Genomic DNA, 20,943 nt, shown 5'->3' on the forward strand with positions numbered 1-20,943 from the left:
TTCTTTCGAGTTTGTCGGCTCCGAAATTAGTTAAAATCTCGAATCCTCTTTCAATTATCTTGACGACGAGGATTGGTTTAATCTATTCTTTCAAAGTATTATTTTTTCTCGGTTCAGTTGCCGTGAGTTGTTTTCTTTCTCCGGCACTCAACTAATATAGCAATCCTTTCTTTTCCTGTCAAGGGGGTTGGGAAAATATTTTTTTTAGGCAATACCTTAGCCAATTTACGAGGGTGAAACAATGATAGTAGTCTGTCAATCCAAAAATGACGGGTAAAGGCAAGCAGGGGGAGAAGAGGGGCAGGGGGAGTAGGGGAGGGAAAAACAGAAGTTTTTTCCGATCATTTATTGCGTATTTACAGGTATATCTAATACTACCCTAAATCTATTAAGTAGGTTGGCGTTAAAAATTATTGTCGTTATGGCAAGGAAACAGGAAAGAGGCACTCATGCAAGAGTGAAGAAGTTTTGGGCGATTTTACTTTTCTTGACACATTTTGGTTTTTCTCAGCCTACTTACTTAAAAATTGCCGGTTTGAGTGAAAATGATCTATGATGATGGCGGGCAAGACTTGTACTGAGCTTGTCGATAGCGCAGCGTGGCGTTAGCCATAGTATGCCCACCCCACAAGAGTTGAATTTTAACGTTCTATTGCCTCATTAATCCATTGTTGCAATGTATTGATGACTTCCTCAATGACAATTTCTTGAGATTCACGATTTGCGCGTTTTACGACTTCAACTTTACCATTTGTAATCGCTCTTCCCGTCACTATTCTAAAGGGAATCCCGATTAAGTCTGCATCTTTGAATTTAACTCCTGCACGTTCATCTCTGTCATCTAATAACGTTTCTACCCCTGCTTTGTTCAGTTCTGTGTAAAGTTTTTCGGCGACGGCGATCTGTTGGGCATCTTTAATGTTAGGAATTGTGATAATGGCGTGATATGGTGCGATCGCTACTGGCCAAATTATGCCATCTTTATCATAGGATTGTTCAACGGCTGATTGTGCTAACCGAGACACACCCACACCATAACAACCCATAACTAAAGGCTTTTCTTCTCCTTGTTCGTTGGTATAGGTTGCACCCATGGCTTGGGAGTATTTTATCCCTAGTTGGAAGATGTGACCGGCTTCGATGCCTCTAGCTGTTTGTAGGGTTTGGCTTGAGTCGTGAAGTGAGCGATCACCTAATTTTGCCTTACGAATATCTACGGTTAGAGCAGGTAATTTAAATTGCTCATTCCAATTTGCGCCAACTACGTGAAAACCGCTTTCATTTGCACCAGTAACAAAATTCTTTAACTCCACCGCAGTTTGATCTACCAACCGCACAAATTGAGAATTTACCTGTTTACTTCCCGCAATATAATCATCAGCAATGTCTGGTGCGATATAACCTAAAGGTAAAGATTTAGCTTGCCACGTTTCTTGGGCTTCGGCATTGGGTACAGTTAAAGTCAGAATGGTTTTAGCACCAAATTGAGGAGCTAATTTAGTTAATTCATTTTGTAATTTAACTTCATTGATTTCCTGATCTCCGCGAATATTTATCAACACCAAAACAGTTAAACCGTTATCATAGACAAGTTGATATAAAACGTTTTTGACAATTTGGGTAGGAGAACACTTGAGGAAATTACAAAGTTTTTCAATTGTATCAATTCCCGGAGTTTCCCGTTTTTCGTAAGTTGTAAAAGGTGAAGTTTCCGCTTCCGCTGCTAAAGAAACTGCTTTTTCTACGTTAGCCGCATATTTACCATCTTCAGTATAGAGAACCTCATCTTCTCCCGCATCTGCTAAGACCATAAATTCTGTCGAACCAGAACCACCAATAGCCCCAGAATCAGCTTCCACAGCCCGAAAAGCTAAACCAGAACGCCGTAACATATTACTGTAAGCAGTGTACATTTCCTGGTAAGTTTTTTTCAAACTTTCTTCATCAGCATGGAAAGAATAACCATCTTTCATGATAAATTCTCGTCCACGCATTAAACCGAAACGAGGACGAATTTCATCACGAAATTTAGTTTGTAGTTGATATAAATGTACAGGTAATTGACGATATGAACGAATCATATCACGGGCAACAGTAGTAATTACTTCCTCATGAGTTGGTCCTAGTCCTAATTGTTGTTCTCTTCTATCAACCAAAGAAAACATAATTCCTTCAGCCTTAGTATAGGTGTCCCAGCGTCCCGATTCTTGCCATAATTCCGCAGGTTGTAACTGTGGTAATAAACATTCTTGTGCGCCGGTAGCATTCATTTCTTCCCGGACAATTTGGGAAACCTTTTGCAAAACCCGCCACATTAGGGGAAGATAAGCATAAATCCCACTACCGATGCGACGGATATATCCGGCACGGAGTAATAATTTATGACTAGGGATTTCCGCATCAGCAGGATCATCCCGTAGTGTAACAAATAACATTTGTGATAATCGCATTCTTTTTACCTTTACTTGCTAATTTTTCAAATCAGTTACATCTAAAATATTTTCATCTAGTCAAAAAAGTTTTGTAGTCAGGACTTACAACCTAAACCACAAAATGAATTCATCTATTTCTTTGCGTCTTTGCTCCTTTGCGTCTTTGCGCGAAACAATACTCTTTCCATCTAACTTGAGGAGATAACTACCTTGTCTGAAGCAATGTATCAAGCACAACCACCCTTAGAATTTATTCCGCCAGCTTTTAACCCCTTGTTGTTAAATTTGGTACATCTAGTGCTACCTAACTGGATTCGGTGGAAAACACCGATTAGCAACATTGAAGCAGACAACGTTGAAACTTTGGCGGATTGCTATCAACGGTTTCAGGATGGTAAAATCCGGTTTATGTTGGCGTTTCGTCATCCTCAAACAGTAGACCCTCTTTGTTTAACTTATTTATTGTCCCAAATCTTGCCTAAAGTAGCACGAGTTGGGGGTACACGGCTACAATATCCACTTCATGCCCATTTTATCTATGATCGGGGAATTCCTCTTTGGGCTGGTTCTCACGTGGGTTGGGTAATTTCTCACTTGGGGGGAACTCCGATTCAACGCGGTAAAGCCGATTGGACTGGGTTGCGTTCCGCACGGGATTTGTATGCTAATGGTCAGTTTCCGATGGCTGCTGCGCCAGAAGGTGCTACAAATGGTTTATCGGAGATTATTAGTCCTTTAGAACCGGGTATCGCACAGATGGGTTTTTGGTGTGCGGAAGATTTACAAAAAGCGGGAAGAGATGAGGAAGTTTTAATTGTACCAATTGGCATTAAATATAGTTATGTTAATCAGCCTTGGGATAATATAGCAAATTTGTTAACTGAATTAGAAGCGGCTAGTGGTTTATTGGTAAATCAAGAGAAAACTGAGGCTTCTTTTGCTGCGCTTTATCCCCGATTATTAGGGTTAGCTGAACATTTATTATCGGTAATGGAGCAATTTTATACTAAATTTTATCATCAAACATTGCCAGATGAAAAGATTACTAATGAGGAAATTACAGATAGAAATGAGGCTTTAGCTTATCGGTTACAAGCTGTAATGAATATCGCTTTATTTATTGCTGAACAATATTTTGATTTACCATCTAGAGGAAATTGGAATGATAGATGTAGACGGGTAGAACAAGCAGGTTGGAATTATATATTTAGGGAAGATTTTAAGGATATTAAATTATTATCATCTATTGATAAAAGTTTGGGAGATAGAATTGCTGAGGAAGCATATTTTCGGATGTGGCACATGAGGTTAGTTGAGAGTTTTGTAGCTGTTTCTGGGATTTATATCCGCGAAAAACCAACGGTGGAAAGATTTGCAGAAATGACTTTACTTTTATGGGATATGGTGAATAAAATTAAGGGGAATATTCCTTTAAATCGTCCACAATTGGGTAAGCAGCAGGTGAAGATAACTGTGGGTACACCAATTTCTGTTTCTGAACGTTATCCGGTTTATAAAGGTAGTCGGGTTGCTGCTAGACAATCTGTGGCTGAGTTGACGAGTGATTTGCAGCAGGTTTTGGAGGGTTTGGTGGAGAAGGGATGATTTTTTGGTAATTTGGCTAGTTGTTTACATAATTTTAATCTTGTCAGAATCAGGATATCCAGGATTTGAGGATTTTCAGGATGTAATTTTTTGCTTATTTATTAGTTGTTGATAATTAGGATAGAGAAATTATACTTCATGAAGCATCATCACCCGCCTGGGAATTTATTCCCAGTCTTATAGCGAAAGTCCGTTAAAATGGACTAAAAGAATTTTGCAATAAACATCCTGTAAATCCTTTAATCCTGGATATCCTGATTCTTACAGTTTAGGGTTTATAATTGATATACAGTGTAATATTGCCTATAACCTAGTAAATGACATAAATAATTATGAATATACAACTTGTTGACTCCCTTGTAGAAATTGTTTCCAAATTAACTCCCGACGAAAAACAACTTTTCCAAGAAAGGCTGATTTATCAGGATTTCAACAAACAAACTAAAAAGCCTTTAACCTCTGAAGAAAGATTAAAACTTTGGCAAGAGTGGATAGAAAAAGCTCCTCAAAGTTCTGTTAATCTTCCTGATGAAGCACTACGTCGAGAAAACATTTATGATGATAGAGGAAGATGAGTAATTACTTATTAGATACCAATATTCTGTTACGTTCAAGAGATATAACATCTCCAGATTTTCATTTAGTTGATAAAACAATTAAATATTTAATATCTAATAATCATCAATGTTTTATTACCTCTCAGGTAATCATTGAATTTTGGGTTGTTGCTACTCGTCCTGTTAATGTTAATGGATTAGGATGGACTGGAAAACAAACAACTCAAGCAGTACAAATGCTAATAAATCAATTTGATTTACTAGAAGAGATACCAGATGTATTTTCTATTTGGTTGAACTTGGTGACAACATATAATATTTCTGGTAAACGCACTCACGATATACACATATTAGCCGTGATGCTTGCTCATAATATCAGCCATATTTTAACTTTAAACCCCAAAGATTTTATAGCTGTTCCAGAAATTACGATTATTCATCCTCAAAGTATTAATAGCTAAGAATATTGTGAATAAAATTATCCTGTAAATCCTTTAATCCTGGGTATCCTGATTCTGTGCCTTCAATAATAGTAGAGGCAGAGCCTCTGTTATAGCATTCCCAGTCAGAGACTGGGAACGAGATAATGCGATGTACTTTTGGCAACGATTTTATCAGATATATTGACAAGTTAACTCAAATGATTCTCTAGCAAGGACGCTATGGCTTCTGGATGAGCTTTTTTGTATTGTTTTTTACCTAACATTAAAACACAATTGGGGGCGCTGCTACAGCGTTTTTGACAATCGGTATGTTCAATAGTTACTTTATCAGATAAACCGCGATCGCCCAAAGTTTTTTCTAAGTCTGATAATAACCCCTTTCCACCCCGTTTCAGACAACCAGATTTTTGACATACCATAATCTTGGCTTTAGGTTGAGGAAGAGGAAGCGGATTTTTGATCAGACAAAAACCCACTGCTTGAATTTGATAAGCTTCGAGTTTTAATTTCCTGTTACGGGGGTTTAATTTACTAATAGCATCTATATGAATTTGCTCACCAGGGACTAAAGATAAACCTATAGAACAACGTAAATTTTTAGGAATTTTAATTTTGATATTTCCCCCAGGAATTGCTAACTGTAAATGTTTACATTTCTCGGTTTTTTTACCTGCAAAACCTAAAAACTGTCCTTCAATATTCAATTCCGATAAAGCCAAATATTTTTCACCCATTTGCGATAACCCAATTTTTTCAAGAGAAAATTTAATAACTTAGGAGTCAGGAGTCAGGAGTCAGTAGTCAGAAGCAAGAAGAAAGAAGGAAGAGGGAAAAGAGATTTTACCTTTTACCTTCTTGGTATTGATGGGAATTTTAAGAAAGACGTTTAGCTTCCACTGTTACTGGTAAACGACTTTTATCGGGAAATTCACTAAATTCTAATTCCCAACCATTAGTTAAAGTGAGAATTTTACCTGCTGCACCATCTGTTTCTTTAACTACTTCTTCTTCTAAGTCTTTTTTAGGGACGTAGACAACTAAAGTACCAGCATCATTCATTCGGAGCATTACTTTCATGTGTTTCCTCAGCAGATTCTAGTTCTCTTTTTCGACAACCGATGATGTACCCTGTTTCCAAAAAATGTACAGCATAGATATAATAAGCTTGCAAAAATGTACCAATGCTGGAGACATAACCAACATCACCAATTTTGGCTAAAACTTCCCCAATTTCTCTACCTGGAAAAGTTCCATCGTTTTTGATTAGTTTCTTAACTCGAACTTTTTGACCAATTTCAAAAATGGGTTGCGAGTCCAGTTCTATTTCATCACGTTGCATGGGAATACCTTTTTTCGCTGACTAAATTTAATAATTCTTCTGTAGTGAGACTGCGTTTTCTGAGGATTGATTGCTGACGGACTACATCTAAAACAGCTTGGGTTTCTTGAGAATCGAGAAAGATGCCATGCTGTTCTAATAGATTAGATAATGAATGCCGACCAGAATGTTTACCTATGACTAAACGCCGTTCCCAACCTACATCTTCAGGAGCATAAGGTTCATAAGTAACTGGGTTTTGTAATACACCATGAGCATGAATACCAGACTCATGAGCAAAGGTATTTTCACCCACAATTGCTTTCCAAGGTTGAACATTAGCGCCGGAAGCTTTAGCGACTAATTGAGATAGTTTTAACAAGTGTTGAGTCTGAATTCCCAAATCAACACCGTAAATACATTTTAGAGCCATAATTACTTCTTCCAAAGCTGCATTTCCGGCTCTTTCTCCTAGTCCATTAACGGTAGTATTTACAGATACAGCACCAGCTTTGATTCCGGCTAAAGCGTTAGCAGTTGCTAGTCCAAAATCATTATGAGTGTGAATCTCAACAGGAATTGATAGAGTTGATACTAAATGCTTAACTTTAAGGTGAGTTCGGAAGGGATCAAGTACCCCAACTGTATCACAAAACCGAAACCGAGATGCTCCCCATTCTTGTGATAACATGGCAACATCTTGGAGAAAGTTTTCGTCGGCTCTAGAAGAATCTTCGCCACCAACTGATACCCAAAGACCTTGATCTAATGCGAAGCTAATACAGTCTTTTAGTTTTTGTAAACTTACTCGCCATTGCCCATGAAATTTAGCGGCAATTTGCACTCCAGACACAGGAATAGCAATATGTACTCGTTCGAGTCCACAGGCTATAGAAGCTTTAATATCTGAGATAACAGCCCGATTCCAACCTAATAATTTAGCTTGTAAATCTAAGTTACGAATGGCAACAATGGCGCGAATTTCTTCTTCTCCCATTGCCGGAATTCCTACTTCTAATTCATGGACACCAATGGCATCGAGAAATTGTGCGATCGCTACTTTTTCTTCTAAGTTAAAAGCAACACCTGCTGCCTGTTCCCCATCACGTAATGTCGTATCATTAATCATGATTTGATACATTTTCAAGGTCCCTCTAGCGGAGTTTTTTGTAATATCCTTGTTCGCTACAATTTTTCATGGTGGTAGATGGGCAATAAATTCTTAATTGAGCGAATAAATCATGATTCATGATTTACGATCCTTAATTATTAATCAAATATTGCTGTTGCATCTGTATGACAAGAAACAAAAAATAAGTATAATTTATCCAATGTTTTTCGTGGTATTATTTGTGAATTTTGTTAGTAGCCAATAACCCATACAAATATTAGTAAATCCTGTAAAAAATAACATACTTGTGCCAGCAATTAAGCTAGTAATCATAATTTTCACCTCATAGTTTCACTATTACACTGCGGCGGAAATAAGATAACCATTAAAAACCATTAAAAAGCTTGTATGATCCGCTTTTTTAATTATTAATTTTTAATTTTTAATTCCGCCTTGCGGTACTGGTAATTTTTCATCTACCTTAATTCATGGTGTTCTGCCAGCCAATCAAAAATCCTGTCTAGTTGTTGTAAATCCACTAAACCATATTGCCAAAGCAGCATCGGTAAGGGTCCATGATTGAACTCAGGATGTCGCGTTGCTACCGCAATATCAGCCTGGGAAAGTGCTAGTTCTTTTTGAAGAAATTGCAGTAACTTTCTATCAATACTATTAATCACCATAATTGGACATTGACAATTGAAATCAACATAAGGTACAAGTTATTCCCATCAGCAATTACTAATTTTTTTTAGTTTTAGCAAACTGGGTGAACCTTAGCTTATGTGAATTATCTTGAATATGCAAGATAGTTTGTGAGTGAATAATGACTTGAGATAAATCAGACTTGCATCAAGAATTAATCTTTGATATGCTTTTGATTAGACATTCTCAAAATCATCAATGGTAATTGGTAATACCAATCAAAAAAACATGATTGTTTCCAGCAATCTTTACTCAACACCGTTACACAAACAATTCTCTAACCACTTCACCAATTGATGACGAGAAGCAAAAAATTGCATTAATGTACTGCGAACAAGAATCGCTTCTTGGAGGTTATTAACTTGCACGCGCAAAGACCCATCCGGGGGACAGGAACAGGAAATCATCAACTCTTGCAAACGGTGATAAATACACCATCTATCACCTAAAGGAATCTGCAAAACTTGTTCACCGACAGTTAAAAACTTACAATTGTGTGACATTAGTAATTCAAGATTTATGAAATTGACGTTATTGATCATCTTGGTGATGATTGGTGAGAGTTTGGACTTGTTGTTCTAATTGCTCAATCCGCAAGAGTAAAGAACGAATCATACCTGCTTCTATATCGGGTAATTTGCCATGTTCTAAGGGAGAAATGCGATTATGAGACTTAGGAGCAATAATCCGTCCAGGAATGCCGACTACAGTGGCATCTGGAGGCACATCACCCAAGACAATTGACCCTGCACCGATGCGGACGCGATCGCTAATTTGAATATTTCCTAATACTTTCGCACCCGCACCAACTATCACATTATTACCTAAAGTTGGATGACGTTTACCGCTTTCTTTGCCAGTTCCTCCCAATGTTACACCCTGATAAATGAGTGTATAGTCTCCCACAATAGCAGTTTCACCAATCACAACACCCATGCCATGATCAATAAATACACCCTTACCAATTTTTGCCCCTGGGTGAATTTCAATACCTGTGAAAAACCGTCCCCAATGAGAAATCAACCGGGGAATAAAACTCACCTTGTGGATATGTAACCAATGTGCAAGACGATGTAAACAAAGAGCATGAAATCCCGGATAACAAAATATAACCTCTAACCAATTACGTGCTGCTGGATCACGCTCAAAAATAATCTGAAAATCACTGATTAATGGTTCTAAAAAAAGTCTAGAACTTTCATTTTTTCGGAGCTTTGTATTTACAGTCTCGGTTTTACTGATCCTGTTTAATGACTGGTGCATTGGTACTGTTAGGTAAAAAAATCCTGTACTGTTTTCATGCTTATATCAGATAACTCCCCAGCAGCAGAAATTATCAATGCAGATTAGATTTATTAAATTTATTAAGCTTGTACTCAATAGGTTTAAACCCCTATGTAACAGAAATTTACATTTTTTATTGGGGTAGGGGTACTAGCTTTTGATTACAGGGGTACTTGTATTTTCGGCTTAGGGATGCAGCTTTTTTGCACTCAAAATAAATCTCTTAACCTGTCAGCCTTTACAGCTATTTAGGCAAGATATTTTTCCATATCTTCAATTGTACTCATTTGCTGATAACCGTTGTCTTGATGACAGTAAATATAGATTTTATGTATTGCTGACTACTACTATTATTCTATAGTTCTGGTAGTTGAAAATTGGATTTCTTCATTTTGTTTTAGGATTTGTTTGCTGGATATGGGGATACAAAAATTAAAACAGGGAAAGTTTGAATATAACCTTGAACCCATAGTCCGAAACCCATATTTTGTTAGCACTTTGACAAAATGGCGAAGGTATTGTTATTTACCGTAGATTATGATACAGTCTCTAGCTATTGATCATTGTTATAGCAATTCTGGCTTCATTGCTATATGGCTCGAATTCTATAGTTTGTTCATTCTGCTCATACCATCCCATCTGCTTCCTATTTGGAATGACTATAAATCATGAAAACATCTTCTCTTTATCAGAGCTTAAGTCGTAACACTGCAATTGCATTAGCAACCGTAACTTTGAGTTTGTCTATTGGTAGCCTGAATGCTTTTGCTCAAGAAAAACCTAGAATTTCAGTACCAGACTTCAAGAATGAAACTAACTCCAACTGGTGGTGGTGGAACAGCAATACATCTCAACAGTTAGCAGATGCCTTGAGCAATGAATTAACATCAACAGGAAAATTCACCGTTGTTGAGCGACAAAAGTTAGGAGCAGTCCTTTCCGAACAAGAACTTGCTCAAGCTGGATTAGTTCGCAAAGAAACCGGGGCAAAAAAGGGAGAACTGACCGGGGCAAAATATATTATTCTGGGCAAAGTAACTGCTTATGAAGAAGGAGTTAAGAAGGAATCCGGTGGACTAGGGATAAGCGGGATTAGAATAGGTCGTTTTGGTCTAGGTGGTGGCACCAGGAAAGAAAAGGAAAAAGCTTATGTTGCTATTGATTTGCGTGTTGTGGATTCCAGTAATGGAGAAGTAGTTTATTCCCGTACTGTTGAAGGACTTGCTACTAGTGAATCTAAGAGCAATGCTGGTGGTATCAGTTTTTCTGGTATTAATATTGGTGGTGATAATCAAAAAACAACCAAAGCCCCTGTCGGTAAAGCACTTCGCGCAGGATTGGTCGAAATCACCAATTATCTAAGCTGTGTAATGGTTGATAAAGGTAGCTGTGTAGCTGAGTTTGAAAAGAAAGAACAGCGTCGTCGTGAGAATACTCAAAAAGTTTTAGAATTGGAATAAATGGTGTAACTGTTCATTTTTTCCTAGGGAAAAAGGATTAAGAAGGAATATAAATTTGATGCAGCGTAACCCACTGTTAATTAATAATTGTAGGTTACGCTGTCTCTAGCTAAGAACCAAAGAAATATTTCATCTTAATCTTAATATCAGTATTAGTTTTAGATACAGTAACAGCCGAATCATTAAACTTAGGAGGTCCGGTTAAAACCTCTGGATTTTGAGAAAATCCAAAACCTTCTGTGGGCATACCAAAAGAATTAGTATCAAGATTACTATTGCCATTGGCATCATGGATTAATGCAACAGCATAATTACCTGGTTTTAAATCCTTAAAAATCAGTTTTTGAGGCATTTCTGTAATTTTAGTACACTCGGATTGCCAAGCCTTTTTACTATCACCAGGAAATCCTTTACTTTGATCAAAAAGAGTAGCACAAATTTGTCCAGATTTGTTTTTCAATCCTTCTACTTCAATCGTCAGACTACTAGTCAAATCTGCTTTAGCACTAGCTAAAAAGAGAAAATTTCCCAAAATAGGGAGTAGTAATATTAATCCCCGGCTTGACGCTTGACCTAACGCGATATTTAACTGTTGCTTCATTAATTTACCCTCTATTAAATAGAACTATTATCTTACCCAGAAATGTTGTCAATTGGGATTTTTATCAGCGACTAACAGCCGCAAAAATCTCTATTATAGCGAGTTTACCTGCTAATAGAGGGGCAAAATCATTTTCCAAAACCATCCTCTCCAACTAACCAACAAGCGGTAGAATTAACAACCAACCCCAATTGCACCCCTTGATATGTATTGCGACTACCTGGTACAAATCCTCACCGCCCGCGTCTATGATGTAGCCCAAGAAACACCACTAGAATATGCCCCGAACCTCTCCGCGAGGCTGAATAATCAACTCCTCCTGAAACGGGAAGATATGCAATCAGTCTTCTCCTTCAAACTGCGGGGCGCATATAACAAAATGGTCAATCTCACCCCAGACTTACTTGAACAGGGTGTCATAGCGGCTTCTGCGGGAAATCATGCCCAAGGTGTAGCCTTAGCTGCCAGTCGCTTGGGAACAAAAGCCATCATCGTTATGCCCGTGATTACGCCCCAGGTAAAAATAAATGCAGTCAAAGCGCGGGGAGGAGAAGTTGTCTTATATGGCAATAACTATGATGATGCTTACGCCTACGCCCGACAACTGGAAGCAGAAAAAGGGTTAACCTTTATACATCCCTTTGATGATCCGGAAGTGATTGCTGGCCAGGGAACAATCGGTATGGAAATCCTGCGCCAATATCAGCAACCCATTCATGCCATATTTGTGGCTATTGGTGGTGGTGGCTTGATTTCTGGTATTGCAGCTTATGTTAAACGGTTGCGTCCCGATATTAAAATTATTGGTGTTGAACCTGTAGACGCTAACGCAATGTATCAATCATTGCAAGCTGGCGAAAGAGTGCGATTGTCTCAGGTGGGTTTATTTGCTGACGGTGTAGCGGTGCGGGAAGTAGGAGAAGAAACCTTCCGCCTCTGTCAGCAATATGTAGACGAAATTATTTTAGTGGATACAGATGCCACCTGTGCGGCAATTAAAGACGTGTTTGAGGATACTCGTTCTATTTTAGAACCTGCGGGGGCATTAGCGATCGCTGGCGCAAAACTCTACGCAGAACGTGAACAAATTCAAAATAAAACCCTCGTTGCCGTTGCTTGTGGTGCTAACATGAATTTTGATCGTTTACGTTTTGTGGCAGAACGGGCAGAATTTGGAGAACGTCGAGAAGCCATCTTTGCAGTGAGAATTCCCGAAGCAAGAGGTAGTTTAAGAAAGTTTTGTGAATGTATTGGTAAGCGCAATCTCACAGAATTTAACTATCGCATTGCTGACCAAAAAGAAGCGCATATTTTTGTAGGTGTGCAAATAGAAAATCGTGCCGACGCTGCTAAAATGGTCGAAAATTTTGAATCTCACGGTTTAAAAACCATAGATTTAACAGATGATGAATTAACAAAACTGCATTTGCGTCACATGGTAGGAGGACATTCTCCCCTTGCAGAAAACGAACTACTTTATCGCTTTGAATTTCCCGAACGTCCAGGGGCTTTAATGCAATTTGTAACTTCTATGTCTCCTGATTGGAATATTAGCTTATTTCATTATCGCAATAATGGCGCAGACTATGGAAGAATTGTGGTAGGAATGCAAGTTCCCCCCCATGAAACAACAGAATGGCAATCATTCTTAGATAATCTTGGTTATCATTATTGCAATGAAAGCGATAATCCGGCATATAAGTTATTTTTAGGATGATTTCAGCTATTTTTAAGTAAATAAACCACATCTTATTTTTGTTTCGCGCAAAGGCGCAAAGGAGCAAAGGCGCAAAGGAAGAAATTAATTAATTTAAGCTGTGGTTTAAGTATGTGAAAATTGCTGTAATTTTGGTTTTATTGGGATTATGGCAATTTACATAATTAACGGTGTGATAGTTCCAAAAAACTAATCGTTTGCGGACTAGAACTAGATGAACTCTCCCAATAATCTACTTGATTAACTTTGACTTTCAGTAATGCAAGATTTGGTTCATTTATTCCTTTTGGAAACCAAGTTTGTAATTTGTGTTGCCATTTTCCTTGCAGTTGATTACGATCTCTTGTTAATTGGGCTGTTCCTAATATGGAAACATATCGTTGTTGATTAGGTGCGGAAAAACTAATATTCACCTGTTGATGATGTTCGATTTCTACTACTTTATGGGAATTGACTAATGTAAAAAACCAGAGTGTAGCATCATTGTCAATTTCATTACAAATTGACATAGGACGACTATGTAAAGTGGCATCATCATCAACTGTGGTTAACATCCCACATTCAAAACCTGCAAGCAGGTTACGCAATTCTTGAACTTGTGGTTTTGTGTCTACAGATTGTGTCATTATATCTATAATTTTAGTGTTATGGACATGAGTTACATTTTTAGTGTTAAAGGTTTTCGATTTATATACATGAGTCTAAAGAAGTAATTATCAAAATCTGCTATTACCAATTTATAACTAAATAAATATACCTTAAAGAAGATGTCAATTAGATAAAATTATAATTAAAATACTTTGGGCTGGGCATATTGCCCGCCCATTTTATTTTTAACTCAAATTAATTACCCAATCCCGTAAATGTGAGTTCACTTGTTCAGGAATTTCATCATGGGGACAATGACCAGCTGTGAGAAAATATTCTGTTAATTGGGGATAATATTCATGGAATTTTTGGGAACGTTCTCGCGCTTTCATCCAAGGATCTGCTTCTCCCCATAATAACAATAATGGACAAGTTAATTGTTTAAGTAAAATGTCAACTTTTGCCCCTTGAGGACTACTAAAAACAGAAACAAATACATCTAACGCCCCTTGATCAAAAGCTGGACGCTGAATTTCTGCTACTAATTGATCTGTAATTGCACTTTGATCAAGATAAACTTTTGCTAAGGTTCGGCGAATTACCCACTTTTGGCGCGTATATTGAAATAATAAAGACTGGGCTAAACGTTGTTTAAAAAACCATTTAACAGTTTTACCTAAAACTTTTTGTAGAGGATTGATAGCAGGTTGAATTTGATTTTCTGGTGGGGAAAATGGACCAGCACTATTAAGTAATACCACACCAGCAGCACTGTCAGGACGTTGGGAAGCAACGCATAAACAAGCGTAACCACCTAAAGAATTACCTGCTAAAATTGTCTTTTGACCGATGACTTCACTGATAAAATCATGGAGTTGGTCGCGCCACAAGTCACCGCTATACTGTAAATTAGGTTTGGCGGAACGCCCAAATCCTAACAGGTCAATGGCAAATACTTGGAAATCTGCACTTAATTCTGTGATATTCTTGCGCCAATGGTCTGTGGAAGCACCAAAACCATGTACTAATAGCAAGGGTGGACGCTGAAGGTGTGGTTCTCCTGCTTGTACATAGTACACATTGTGTCCGCGCCATTGCCAGTATTGACCAGGAATCGGATTTGTGGAGGAAGCGATACTTGTTTGCATATTACAAAGAAATATTAAGTTACTGTGAATAATTGTAAATCAAATTATTAACCAACGGACAACGGACAACGGACAACTGACTACTAACAACTGACAACTAATAAAAATGATTACTGGAAAAACGCAACTTTTGGGAGTTATTGGACATCCTGTGTCACATTCCCTTTCACCATTGATGCACAATGCGGCTTTGGCTAAACTGGGATTAGATTATGTGTATTTGCCTTTTCCCGTTGCACCGGAAAATTTAGAGAGAGCGATCGCAGGTTTTGCTAGTATTGGTGTTGTAGGATTTAGTATCACAATTCCCCATAAACAAGCAATATTGCCGTTATTATCCGAAATTTCCCCGATTGCTCAAGCTATCGGTGCAGTGAATACCGTCACTCGTCAAGGTGATAAATGGGTGGGGACAAACACAGATGTGGCAGGATTTATTGCCCCTTTACAAACAACATATCATCAAGATTGGAGTCAGAAAAAAGCGGTAATTTTAGGGAATGGTGGGGCAGCGAGGGCTGTGGTAGCGGGTTGTATTCAACTGGGTTTGGCAGAAATTCACGTGGTAGGGCGGAATTTACAAAAATTACAAGCATTTACTCAAAGTTGGCAAAATTCACCCTTTGCAGATAAATTTCAGGTGCATGAATGGCAAGAATTACCGAACCTACTCCACCAAGCTAACCTACTGGTAAATACAACCCCGATGGGAATGTATCCCCATGTTGATGAATCGCCATTGAGTAGTCAAGAAATGGGTTATTTGCCTGGTGATGCCATTGTCTATGATTTAATTTATATCCCTAAACCCACCAAATTTTTGCACCTAGCCGAAAAACAAGGAGCAATTATGATTGATGGTTTAGAAATGCTTGTCCAACAAGGTGCAGCAGCCTTAAAAATCTGGTTACAACAGGAAACAGTCCCCGTCAACGAAATGCGTCAAGCATTGCAAAATCACCTGGGGATATGAGGAGTCAGTTGTCAGTAGGGGCGAAGCATTTGGAAGATAAATTATCGATCATTGCCAAAAATAGTTCTCCAAATGCTTCGTCCGTACAGTTGTCAGTTGTCAGGAAGAAAATTTCTCCCCTGCTCCCCAGTCCCCTACTGTGGTTACCGCATATCCCTTTCCTGTCCTTGGGCATTATAGATAAATACAGGAAGTTGAGCATTTTGACCAATGACAGCAAGAGCATATTTCAAGCTTTGGAAATGACTTTGTATTTCTCGATTATTAGCTTGTAATAATCGGTCATATTCAGGAGTTAAGCGGACACTAATTTTCTGATTCTTGATAGTAAAAGTACAAATCTTAATGGTATTGGTACAAGTGCTATTGAGTTCAGCGCGAGTTTGAGTTAAATCACCATAGATTTGGAGTTGTTCTTGTGCCTGTTTTAGAGATGCTGTATAGGGTTCAATCAGGGCTGTAGCTTGATTGAAATAGAAACTATCTTGACTCACTTGTTTAGCAGCTTCTAAAGCCTGTTCCCAAGACTTGACCGCACCTTGCCATTGATTTTGATTACTATAGGCTTGAGCTTGATTAGCGGCTTTTATAGCTTGTTGATAGGATGTGGCTGCTAATTGTTCTTTTTTGGCGCGATCGCGGGCTACAATAATTTTTGGTTGGTATTCTGCTAATAGCTTGCGGGCATTCTCAGTTTCCAAACTATCTATAGGGATAATCTTTAAGGTATTAATTGCTGTCTGGAAATCAGATTCTACCTTTTGCCATTCGGGTGCAGATTTAGCAGTGGCTTGGCGTTTAGTAGCGTTTTCTCCTAAAGTTTTGGCATTGGCAATTCTTTGTACCCATGTTTCCTCTTTAAGCAACTGATCATTAACAGTTTTTAAAGTATTTTGATAATTTGATAAATTAGCTGTTACCAATCCATAGAGTTCATGACTTGGGTTAATTATCTCTAATGAGGTAATTGCCTCTCTCCACAACTTTTGTCTATTGCGTAACTCATCTAAACTCTGAGGAGGAGTTTGAGTTTTTTTCTGGGCTGAAGATCCTATTTGTAAGGCTTTTAGCACCTGGTTGATTTTTGTTGACTGTTCAGAAAAACTATTAACCAATACCTGAGAGTCTTGATAACGGGGAGACCACTCAGGAATTTCTTGCAAATCTGCAACTACTTTATCTAGTTTTTGTTGCATTGTTAATAAGTCTTTTTGTGATTTTGTCCGTTTGATCTGCTGCTGATACTCACTTTTAAATTGCTGTGCTGTTTGTAATTCCTTACATTCAGAAATTACACAACCACGATGGAGAACGAAAGCACCACTACTGGCAAGGAGGGCGATAACTACAGCCGTACCAATCATTATTTGTACGGGGGGAAGTGATAGTGATAATTGTCTGTTTCTGGGTTTGTCTGCGATATTCGCAAAAGGAGCAAACTTTTCTTCAATGTCTTCAATTTTCTCAACTTCGTTTTCATCCAGAGATAAATGTGAATCTAGTAGTAAATAATCTGAGAAAGATTCTTCGGAACTGGGAAGAAATGAATCAATAATGGGTTCGTCTTCGGTGTCTGTAATTGGAGATGATGGTGTTTGAAGATCAGCAGAAATAAAGAGACTGTCTCTCTCATTTTCTATGTTCACTGTTTCTCTTTCTCTGTCTACTGTAGGACTTGGAAATTCATCCTCAGTTTCTTGTTCTGAATCTATACTGGGAATTTGAAAATCTAGGAAATATTGAGCATAGGGACGCCTTTCTCCAGCAATTCTCAAGAAAAATTGTACCCGTTGAGTTTGGTAGTTGAATTGCCATTGCAGTGCTTGTTCTAACACCTCAAAAACTTGCTGTGTGTCAACTAACACATCGGCAGGATGTTGAGTTAAAATCATCAATTCATCATTTCTGATGGCGCATTTGACCTGGAAATCCTGACTATCAAGCAGTTGAGCCACTAATCTTTCCTGCAAGATATCGCTTAAAACCTGTAGATATTGTTGTTGAACTGTTGCTTCCATAAAGCGTTACTGCCACTCTTTCTATATAGTTTTGATTATCAAGGGGACTGGGAATTTAGGACTAGAGACTAGTACCGCAGGGCGGAATTAAAAATTAACAATTAAAAATTAAAAAAGCAGATGGTATAAGCTTTTTAGGGATTTTTTAATGGTTATCTTACTTACGCCGCAGTGTACTAGTAGTCTGTCAAAGACATTTTGACGGGTTTTTGGTAGTGCGGGCATACTTCGACCCTTCGACCCTTCGACCCTTCGACAGGCTCAGGGCATCGCAGGCTCAGGGCATCGCTTGCTCAGTATAAGTCTTGCCCGCGTGAGCGAGACGCTCACACTACAGTCCATCATTTTTATCTTGACAGACCACTAGTTTTACATCCAATAGAATCAGTTTCTAGCAGAAGGTTAAATTTGTCACGAAGAATACAGTCAAGGGTGATAATTTAGACTTCTATTTTTTTATACAGCTAGATTATAAATTAGACAATCCAATGACAAAATAAATTTTCAGTTAAGCAAAACCAAATTCTATAATTTTCGGTATTGGGCAAAATATCAGATAGCATCTAAGAAAGTGCGTTAGACTTGTCAATACAAGGTGTGTCTCAATGGATTTATTGGAGTATCAAGTTAAAGAATGGTTTGGTAAAATCGGGATTCCGGTCTTACCATCTCAAAGAATAGACCATCCCACAGATTTAAAACGGTTAAAAATTCGTTATCCGATTGTTCTAAAATCTCAGGTACAAGCAGGGGAAAGGGAAAAAGCTGGTGGAGTTAGGATTGTAGAAACTACGATTGATGCGATCGCTGCTGCACAGAATATATTTAATTTACCAATTTGGGGACAATTGCCGGAGGTTTTACTGGCAGAATCGAAGTATGATGCCCAGGAGGAATTTTATCTAGCTGTAGTTTTAGATACTGCGCTGTGTCGTCCCGTTTTATTGGGTTGCACAGAAGCCAATATTGACTGGGAGACAGCAGGGGAAAAAATTCAGCACGTGGTGGTAGAACAGGAATTTTCGCCATTTTATGCCAGACGACTGGCTTTGAAAATGGGTTTGCAGGGTGAGTTGATGCAAACTGTGAGCGATATTGTCGAGAAGTTGTACCAGTTATTTGTGCAAAAGGATTTGGATTTGGTGGAGATTCATCCTCTGGGTGTGAACTCTGCTGGTCAAGTGATGGCGCTCAATGGCAAGGTTAGGGTGAATAAACAAGCTATTAATCGTCATCCTGAAATAGCTGAAATGGCTACGAAACTGGTTGGTCTTCTTCATGGTAATAAAAAAGGGAGCGGCTTGTTGAGTAGCTGGGATGGGATAGAAATGCCAGGTAAGATTTGTATATTAGGTAATGGGAAAGGTTCTGTGTTAACAACTTTGGATGAGGTTGTTAATGCTCATGGTAAACCTGGTAAATGTGTCAATTTGCGCCATTCTTTTATGAGTGATACTAAACTGAAAACTTTTGGCGATCGCCTGATTAGCAGTTTAACAAGTTTGGCCAGTGATGTGAATGGTCAAGTTATTTTAGTCAACTTTTTGGGGACTATTCCTCAAGTTGACCAACTCCCCGAAATTATTACCAAATTCCTCCATTTGGACAGAATTGAAATTACATCTCAAATGTCATCTTCCAATGGAAATAAAAATCAGCAACCATTAAATTTACCCTATTTAGTCCTCCGTTTGGCAGGTTCTGAATTTAATCATGTTAGAGAAAATTTAGTTCCACTACAAACCTCTAATCAATCGCTGATAGTTGTAGAAAATTTAGATGAAGCAGTTAAGGAAGCAGTTCGTTTAGCTAAGTTATCTGTGCAGAAAAAAGGGAATAGGTAAAAAGCAAGATTTTTACCAATTACAACGAACAACTGTACGGGCGAAGCATTTGGAGAACTATTTTTGGCAATGACCGATAATTTATCTTCCTAATGCTTCGCCCCTACTGACAACTGACAACTGACAACTGATAAACTATGAATTTAACAACAGAAAGTAAAGTTTTAATTCAGGGATTTTGTGAATTTATCTCAGCAACTCATATTGCTCAAATGCAGGCTTATGGCACAAATTTAGTAGCTGGTGTTAATCCTGGGTATGGTGGAAAACAAATATATAATCTACCAGTGTTTGATTTGGTAGAGGAGGTTGTGGCCAAATTTGGACAGATTGACACCACAATCATTTGTGTTCAACCTTATCAGGTTTTGGATGCAGCATTAGAAGCGATCGCCTCTAACATCCCCCAAATCATCATTACCACCGCTGGTGTCCCAGCTTTGGATATGGTACAACTCCTTCGCAAAACAGAAGCTGGTGAGACTTTAATTATTGGCCCCAATAGTCCAGGAATTATCGTTCCTGGGAAAATTCTCCTGGGGACTCACGAACGCGAATTTTATATCCCTGGTTCTGTGGGAATTGTTAGCCGTAGCAGTACACTTACCTATGAAGTCGCTTGGGAATTAACAAAGGCGGGTTTGGGGCAATCAATTGGTGTTAGTATTGGTAGTGATGCGATTGTTGGTTCTTCATTCCTGCAATGGTTGCAAATTCTTGATGAAGATGAGACCACAGAAGCAATTGTTTTAATCGGACAACCTGGTGGAGAAAGCGAAGAAGCAGCAGCACAATATATTACAGAAGCAATTGATAAACCTGTAATTGCCTATATTGCTGGTAGACACGCACCAACGACACAAAGTTGGCAAGAAACAGGGACTTTAGCCAGTGTAATTGGACGTTCTGCGAATTTTGGTACAGCAGAAAGTAAATTGGCCGCTTTTAAATCTGCAAAAATTCCTGTCGCTGATAGTCCCTCTCAAATTCCTAAATTGCTGAAAAATATTCTCATTCCCCAAAGTGTAACCACTAAATAACAGCTAAACACAAAATTAGTATGTATTTATACGATTTTGAAATTTTTTGGTCGTTATACTTATGATTAGGTTCTACCTGGGAATTGATGAAGTGGCCAG

The 20,943-nt window shown here is 38.3% G+C and carries 21 protein-coding genes; 9 read left to right on the forward strand and 12 right to left on the reverse strand.

Features of this window, described 5'->3' with window-relative positions:
- The first annotated feature begins 421 nt into the window (after positions 1-421).
- Positions 422-556: a hypothetical protein gene (locus FJR06_RS24635; RefSeq protein WP_256369476.1), complete on the forward strand. Its 135-nt coding sequence runs from the start codon at positions 422-424 to the stop codon at positions 554-556.
- Positions 557-641: 85 nt separating this feature from the next.
- On the opposite strand, the gene FJR06_RS03030 is transcribed toward FJR06_RS24635, so the two are convergent.
- On the reverse strand, positions 642-2,450 hold the full coding sequence (locus FJR06_RS03030; protein ID WP_168650713.1) for a proline--tRNA ligase: 1,809 nt from the start codon (positions 2,448-2,450) through the stop codon (positions 642-644).
- Between the two features lie 204 nt (positions 2,451-2,654).
- Here FJR06_RS03030 and FJR06_RS03035 point away from each other — a divergent pair, with 204 nt between their 5' ends.
- From FJR06_RS03035 to FJR06_RS03045, 3 genes are all read left to right on the forward strand, one after another.
- Positions 2,655-4,037 carry a 1-acyl-sn-glycerol-3-phosphate acyltransferase gene (locus FJR06_RS03035; protein WP_174782874.1) on the forward strand — a complete coding sequence of 461 codons (1,383 nt, stop codon included), beginning with the start codon at positions 2,655-2,657 and terminating at the stop codon, positions 4,035-4,037.
- Positions 4,038-4,369: 332 nt separating this feature from the next.
- Entirely contained in the window at positions 4,370-4,612 is a 243-nt protein-coding gene (locus FJR06_RS03040; RefSeq protein ID WP_015078849.1) for a hypothetical protein, read from the forward strand.
- Positions 4,609-5,055, forward strand: a complete 447-nt coding sequence (locus tag FJR06_RS03045; protein WP_015078850.1) for a type II toxin-antitoxin system VapC family toxin — start codon at positions 4,609-4,611, stop codon at positions 5,053-5,055. The genes FJR06_RS03040 and FJR06_RS03045 overlap by 4 nt, the downstream gene beginning before the upstream one ends.
- Before the next feature lie 170 nt (positions 5,056-5,225).
- On the opposite strand, the gene FJR06_RS03050 is transcribed toward FJR06_RS03045, so the two are convergent.
- The 7 genes from FJR06_RS03050 to cysE form a co-directional block, all read right to left on the reverse strand.
- Complete coding sequence (locus FJR06_RS03050; RefSeq protein WP_015078851.1) at positions 5,226-5,771, reverse strand: (2Fe-2S) ferredoxin domain-containing protein; 546 nt, start codon at positions 5,769-5,771, stop codon at positions 5,226-5,228.
- Between the two features lie 139 nt (positions 5,772-5,910).
- Positions 5,911-6,114 (reverse strand): putative nitrogen fixation protein NifT, encoded by a 204-nt coding sequence (gene nifT, locus FJR06_RS03055; protein WP_015078852.1) that lies wholly within the window; start codon positions 6,112-6,114, stop codon positions 5,911-5,913.
- Entirely contained in the window at positions 6,089-6,376 is a 288-nt protein-coding gene (locus FJR06_RS03060) for a nitrogen fixation protein NifZ (protein WP_015078853.1), read from the reverse strand. Before FJR06_RS03060 ends, nifT begins: the two co-directional genes overlap by 26 nt.
- Complete coding sequence (gene nifV, locus FJR06_RS03065; protein WP_015078854.1) at positions 6,366-7,496, reverse strand: homocitrate synthase; 1,131 nt, start codon at positions 7,494-7,496, stop codon at positions 6,366-6,368. Before nifV ends, FJR06_RS03060 begins: the two co-directional genes overlap by 11 nt.
- 446 nt (positions 7,497-7,942) lie before the next feature.
- Positions 7,943-8,149: a DUF2949 domain-containing protein gene (locus FJR06_RS03070; RefSeq protein WP_015078855.1), complete on the reverse strand. Its 207-nt coding sequence runs from the start codon at positions 8,147-8,149 to the stop codon at positions 7,943-7,945.
- 270 nt (positions 8,150-8,419) lie between these two features.
- Positions 8,420-8,674 (reverse strand): Asr1405/Asl0597 family protein, encoded by a 255-nt coding sequence (locus FJR06_RS03075; RefSeq protein ID WP_041458242.1) that lies wholly within the window; start codon positions 8,672-8,674, stop codon positions 8,420-8,422.
- 28 nt (positions 8,675-8,702) lie between these two features.
- Positions 8,703-9,434, reverse strand: coding sequence for a serine O-acetyltransferase (gene cysE, locus FJR06_RS03080; RefSeq protein ID WP_168650715.1), 732 nt, complete (start codon positions 9,432-9,434; stop codon positions 8,703-8,705).
- 689 nt (positions 9,435-10,123) lie between these two features.
- Between cysE and FJR06_RS03085 the strand changes: the two genes are divergently transcribed.
- Positions 10,124-10,915 (forward strand): CsgG/HfaB family protein, encoded by a 792-nt coding sequence (locus FJR06_RS03085; protein ID WP_148766451.1) that lies wholly within the window; start codon positions 10,124-10,126, stop codon positions 10,913-10,915.
- 109 nt (positions 10,916-11,024) lie between these two features.
- Here FJR06_RS03085 and FJR06_RS03090 read toward each other — a convergent pair whose 3' ends face one another.
- Positions 11,025-11,516, reverse strand: coding sequence for a DUF2141 domain-containing protein (locus FJR06_RS03090; protein WP_168633343.1), 492 nt, complete (start codon positions 11,514-11,516; stop codon positions 11,025-11,027).
- A 205-nt stretch (positions 11,517-11,721) separates the two neighbouring features.
- Between FJR06_RS03090 and ilvA the strand changes: the two genes are divergently transcribed.
- Positions 11,722-13,233, forward strand: coding sequence for a threonine ammonia-lyase, biosynthetic (gene ilvA / locus FJR06_RS03095; protein WP_015078860.1), 1,512 nt, complete (start codon positions 11,722-11,724; stop codon positions 13,231-13,233).
- Between the two features lie 164 nt (positions 13,234-13,397).
- Here ilvA and FJR06_RS03100 read toward each other — a convergent pair whose 3' ends face one another.
- A complete protein-coding gene (locus FJR06_RS03100; RefSeq protein ID WP_015078861.1) occupies positions 13,398-13,859 on the reverse strand; it encodes a pyridoxamine 5'-phosphate oxidase family protein in 462 nt (153 codons plus the stop codon).
- A 207-nt stretch (positions 13,860-14,066) separates the two neighbouring features.
- The gene (locus FJR06_RS03105) at positions 14,067-14,969 is read right to left on the reverse strand and encodes an alpha/beta fold hydrolase (RefSeq protein ID WP_015078862.1); all 903 of its coding nucleotides are present in this window, start codon (positions 14,967-14,969) and stop codon (positions 14,067-14,069) included.
- Positions 14,970-15,075: 106 nt separating this feature from the next.
- On the opposite strand from FJR06_RS03105, the gene FJR06_RS03110 reads away from it, so the two are divergent.
- Complete coding sequence (locus FJR06_RS03110) at positions 15,076-15,942, forward strand: shikimate dehydrogenase (RefSeq protein WP_148766439.1); 867 nt, start codon at positions 15,076-15,078, stop codon at positions 15,940-15,942.
- Positions 15,943-16,085: 143 nt separating this feature from the next.
- Here FJR06_RS03110 and FJR06_RS03115 read toward each other — a convergent pair whose 3' ends face one another.
- On the reverse strand, positions 16,086-17,960 hold the full coding sequence (locus FJR06_RS03115; protein ID WP_168650717.1) for a hypothetical protein: 1,875 nt from the start codon (positions 17,958-17,960) through the stop codon (positions 16,086-16,088).
- 605 nt (positions 17,961-18,565) lie between these two features.
- On the opposite strand from FJR06_RS03115, the gene FJR06_RS03120 reads away from it, so the two are divergent.
- Together FJR06_RS03120 and FJR06_RS03125 are read left to right on the forward strand one after the other, a co-directional pair.
- Positions 18,566-19,804: an ATP-grasp domain-containing protein gene (locus FJR06_RS03120; RefSeq protein ID WP_015078865.1), complete on the forward strand. Its 1,239-nt coding sequence runs from the start codon at positions 18,566-18,568 to the stop codon at positions 19,802-19,804.
- Positions 19,805-19,941: 137 nt separating this feature from the next.
- Positions 19,942-20,844 carry a succinyl-CoA synthetase subunit alpha gene (locus tag FJR06_RS03125; RefSeq protein ID WP_015078866.1) on the forward strand — a complete coding sequence of 301 codons (903 nt, stop codon included), beginning with the start codon at positions 19,942-19,944 and terminating at the stop codon, positions 20,842-20,844.
- Positions 20,845-20,943: the final 99 nt, after the last annotated feature.

It is taken from the genome of Dolichospermum sp. UHCC 0352, from assembly GCF_009711925.1.
GTDB lineage: Bacteria > Cyanobacteriota > Cyanobacteriia > Cyanobacteriales > Nostocaceae > Dolichospermum > Dolichospermum lemmermannii.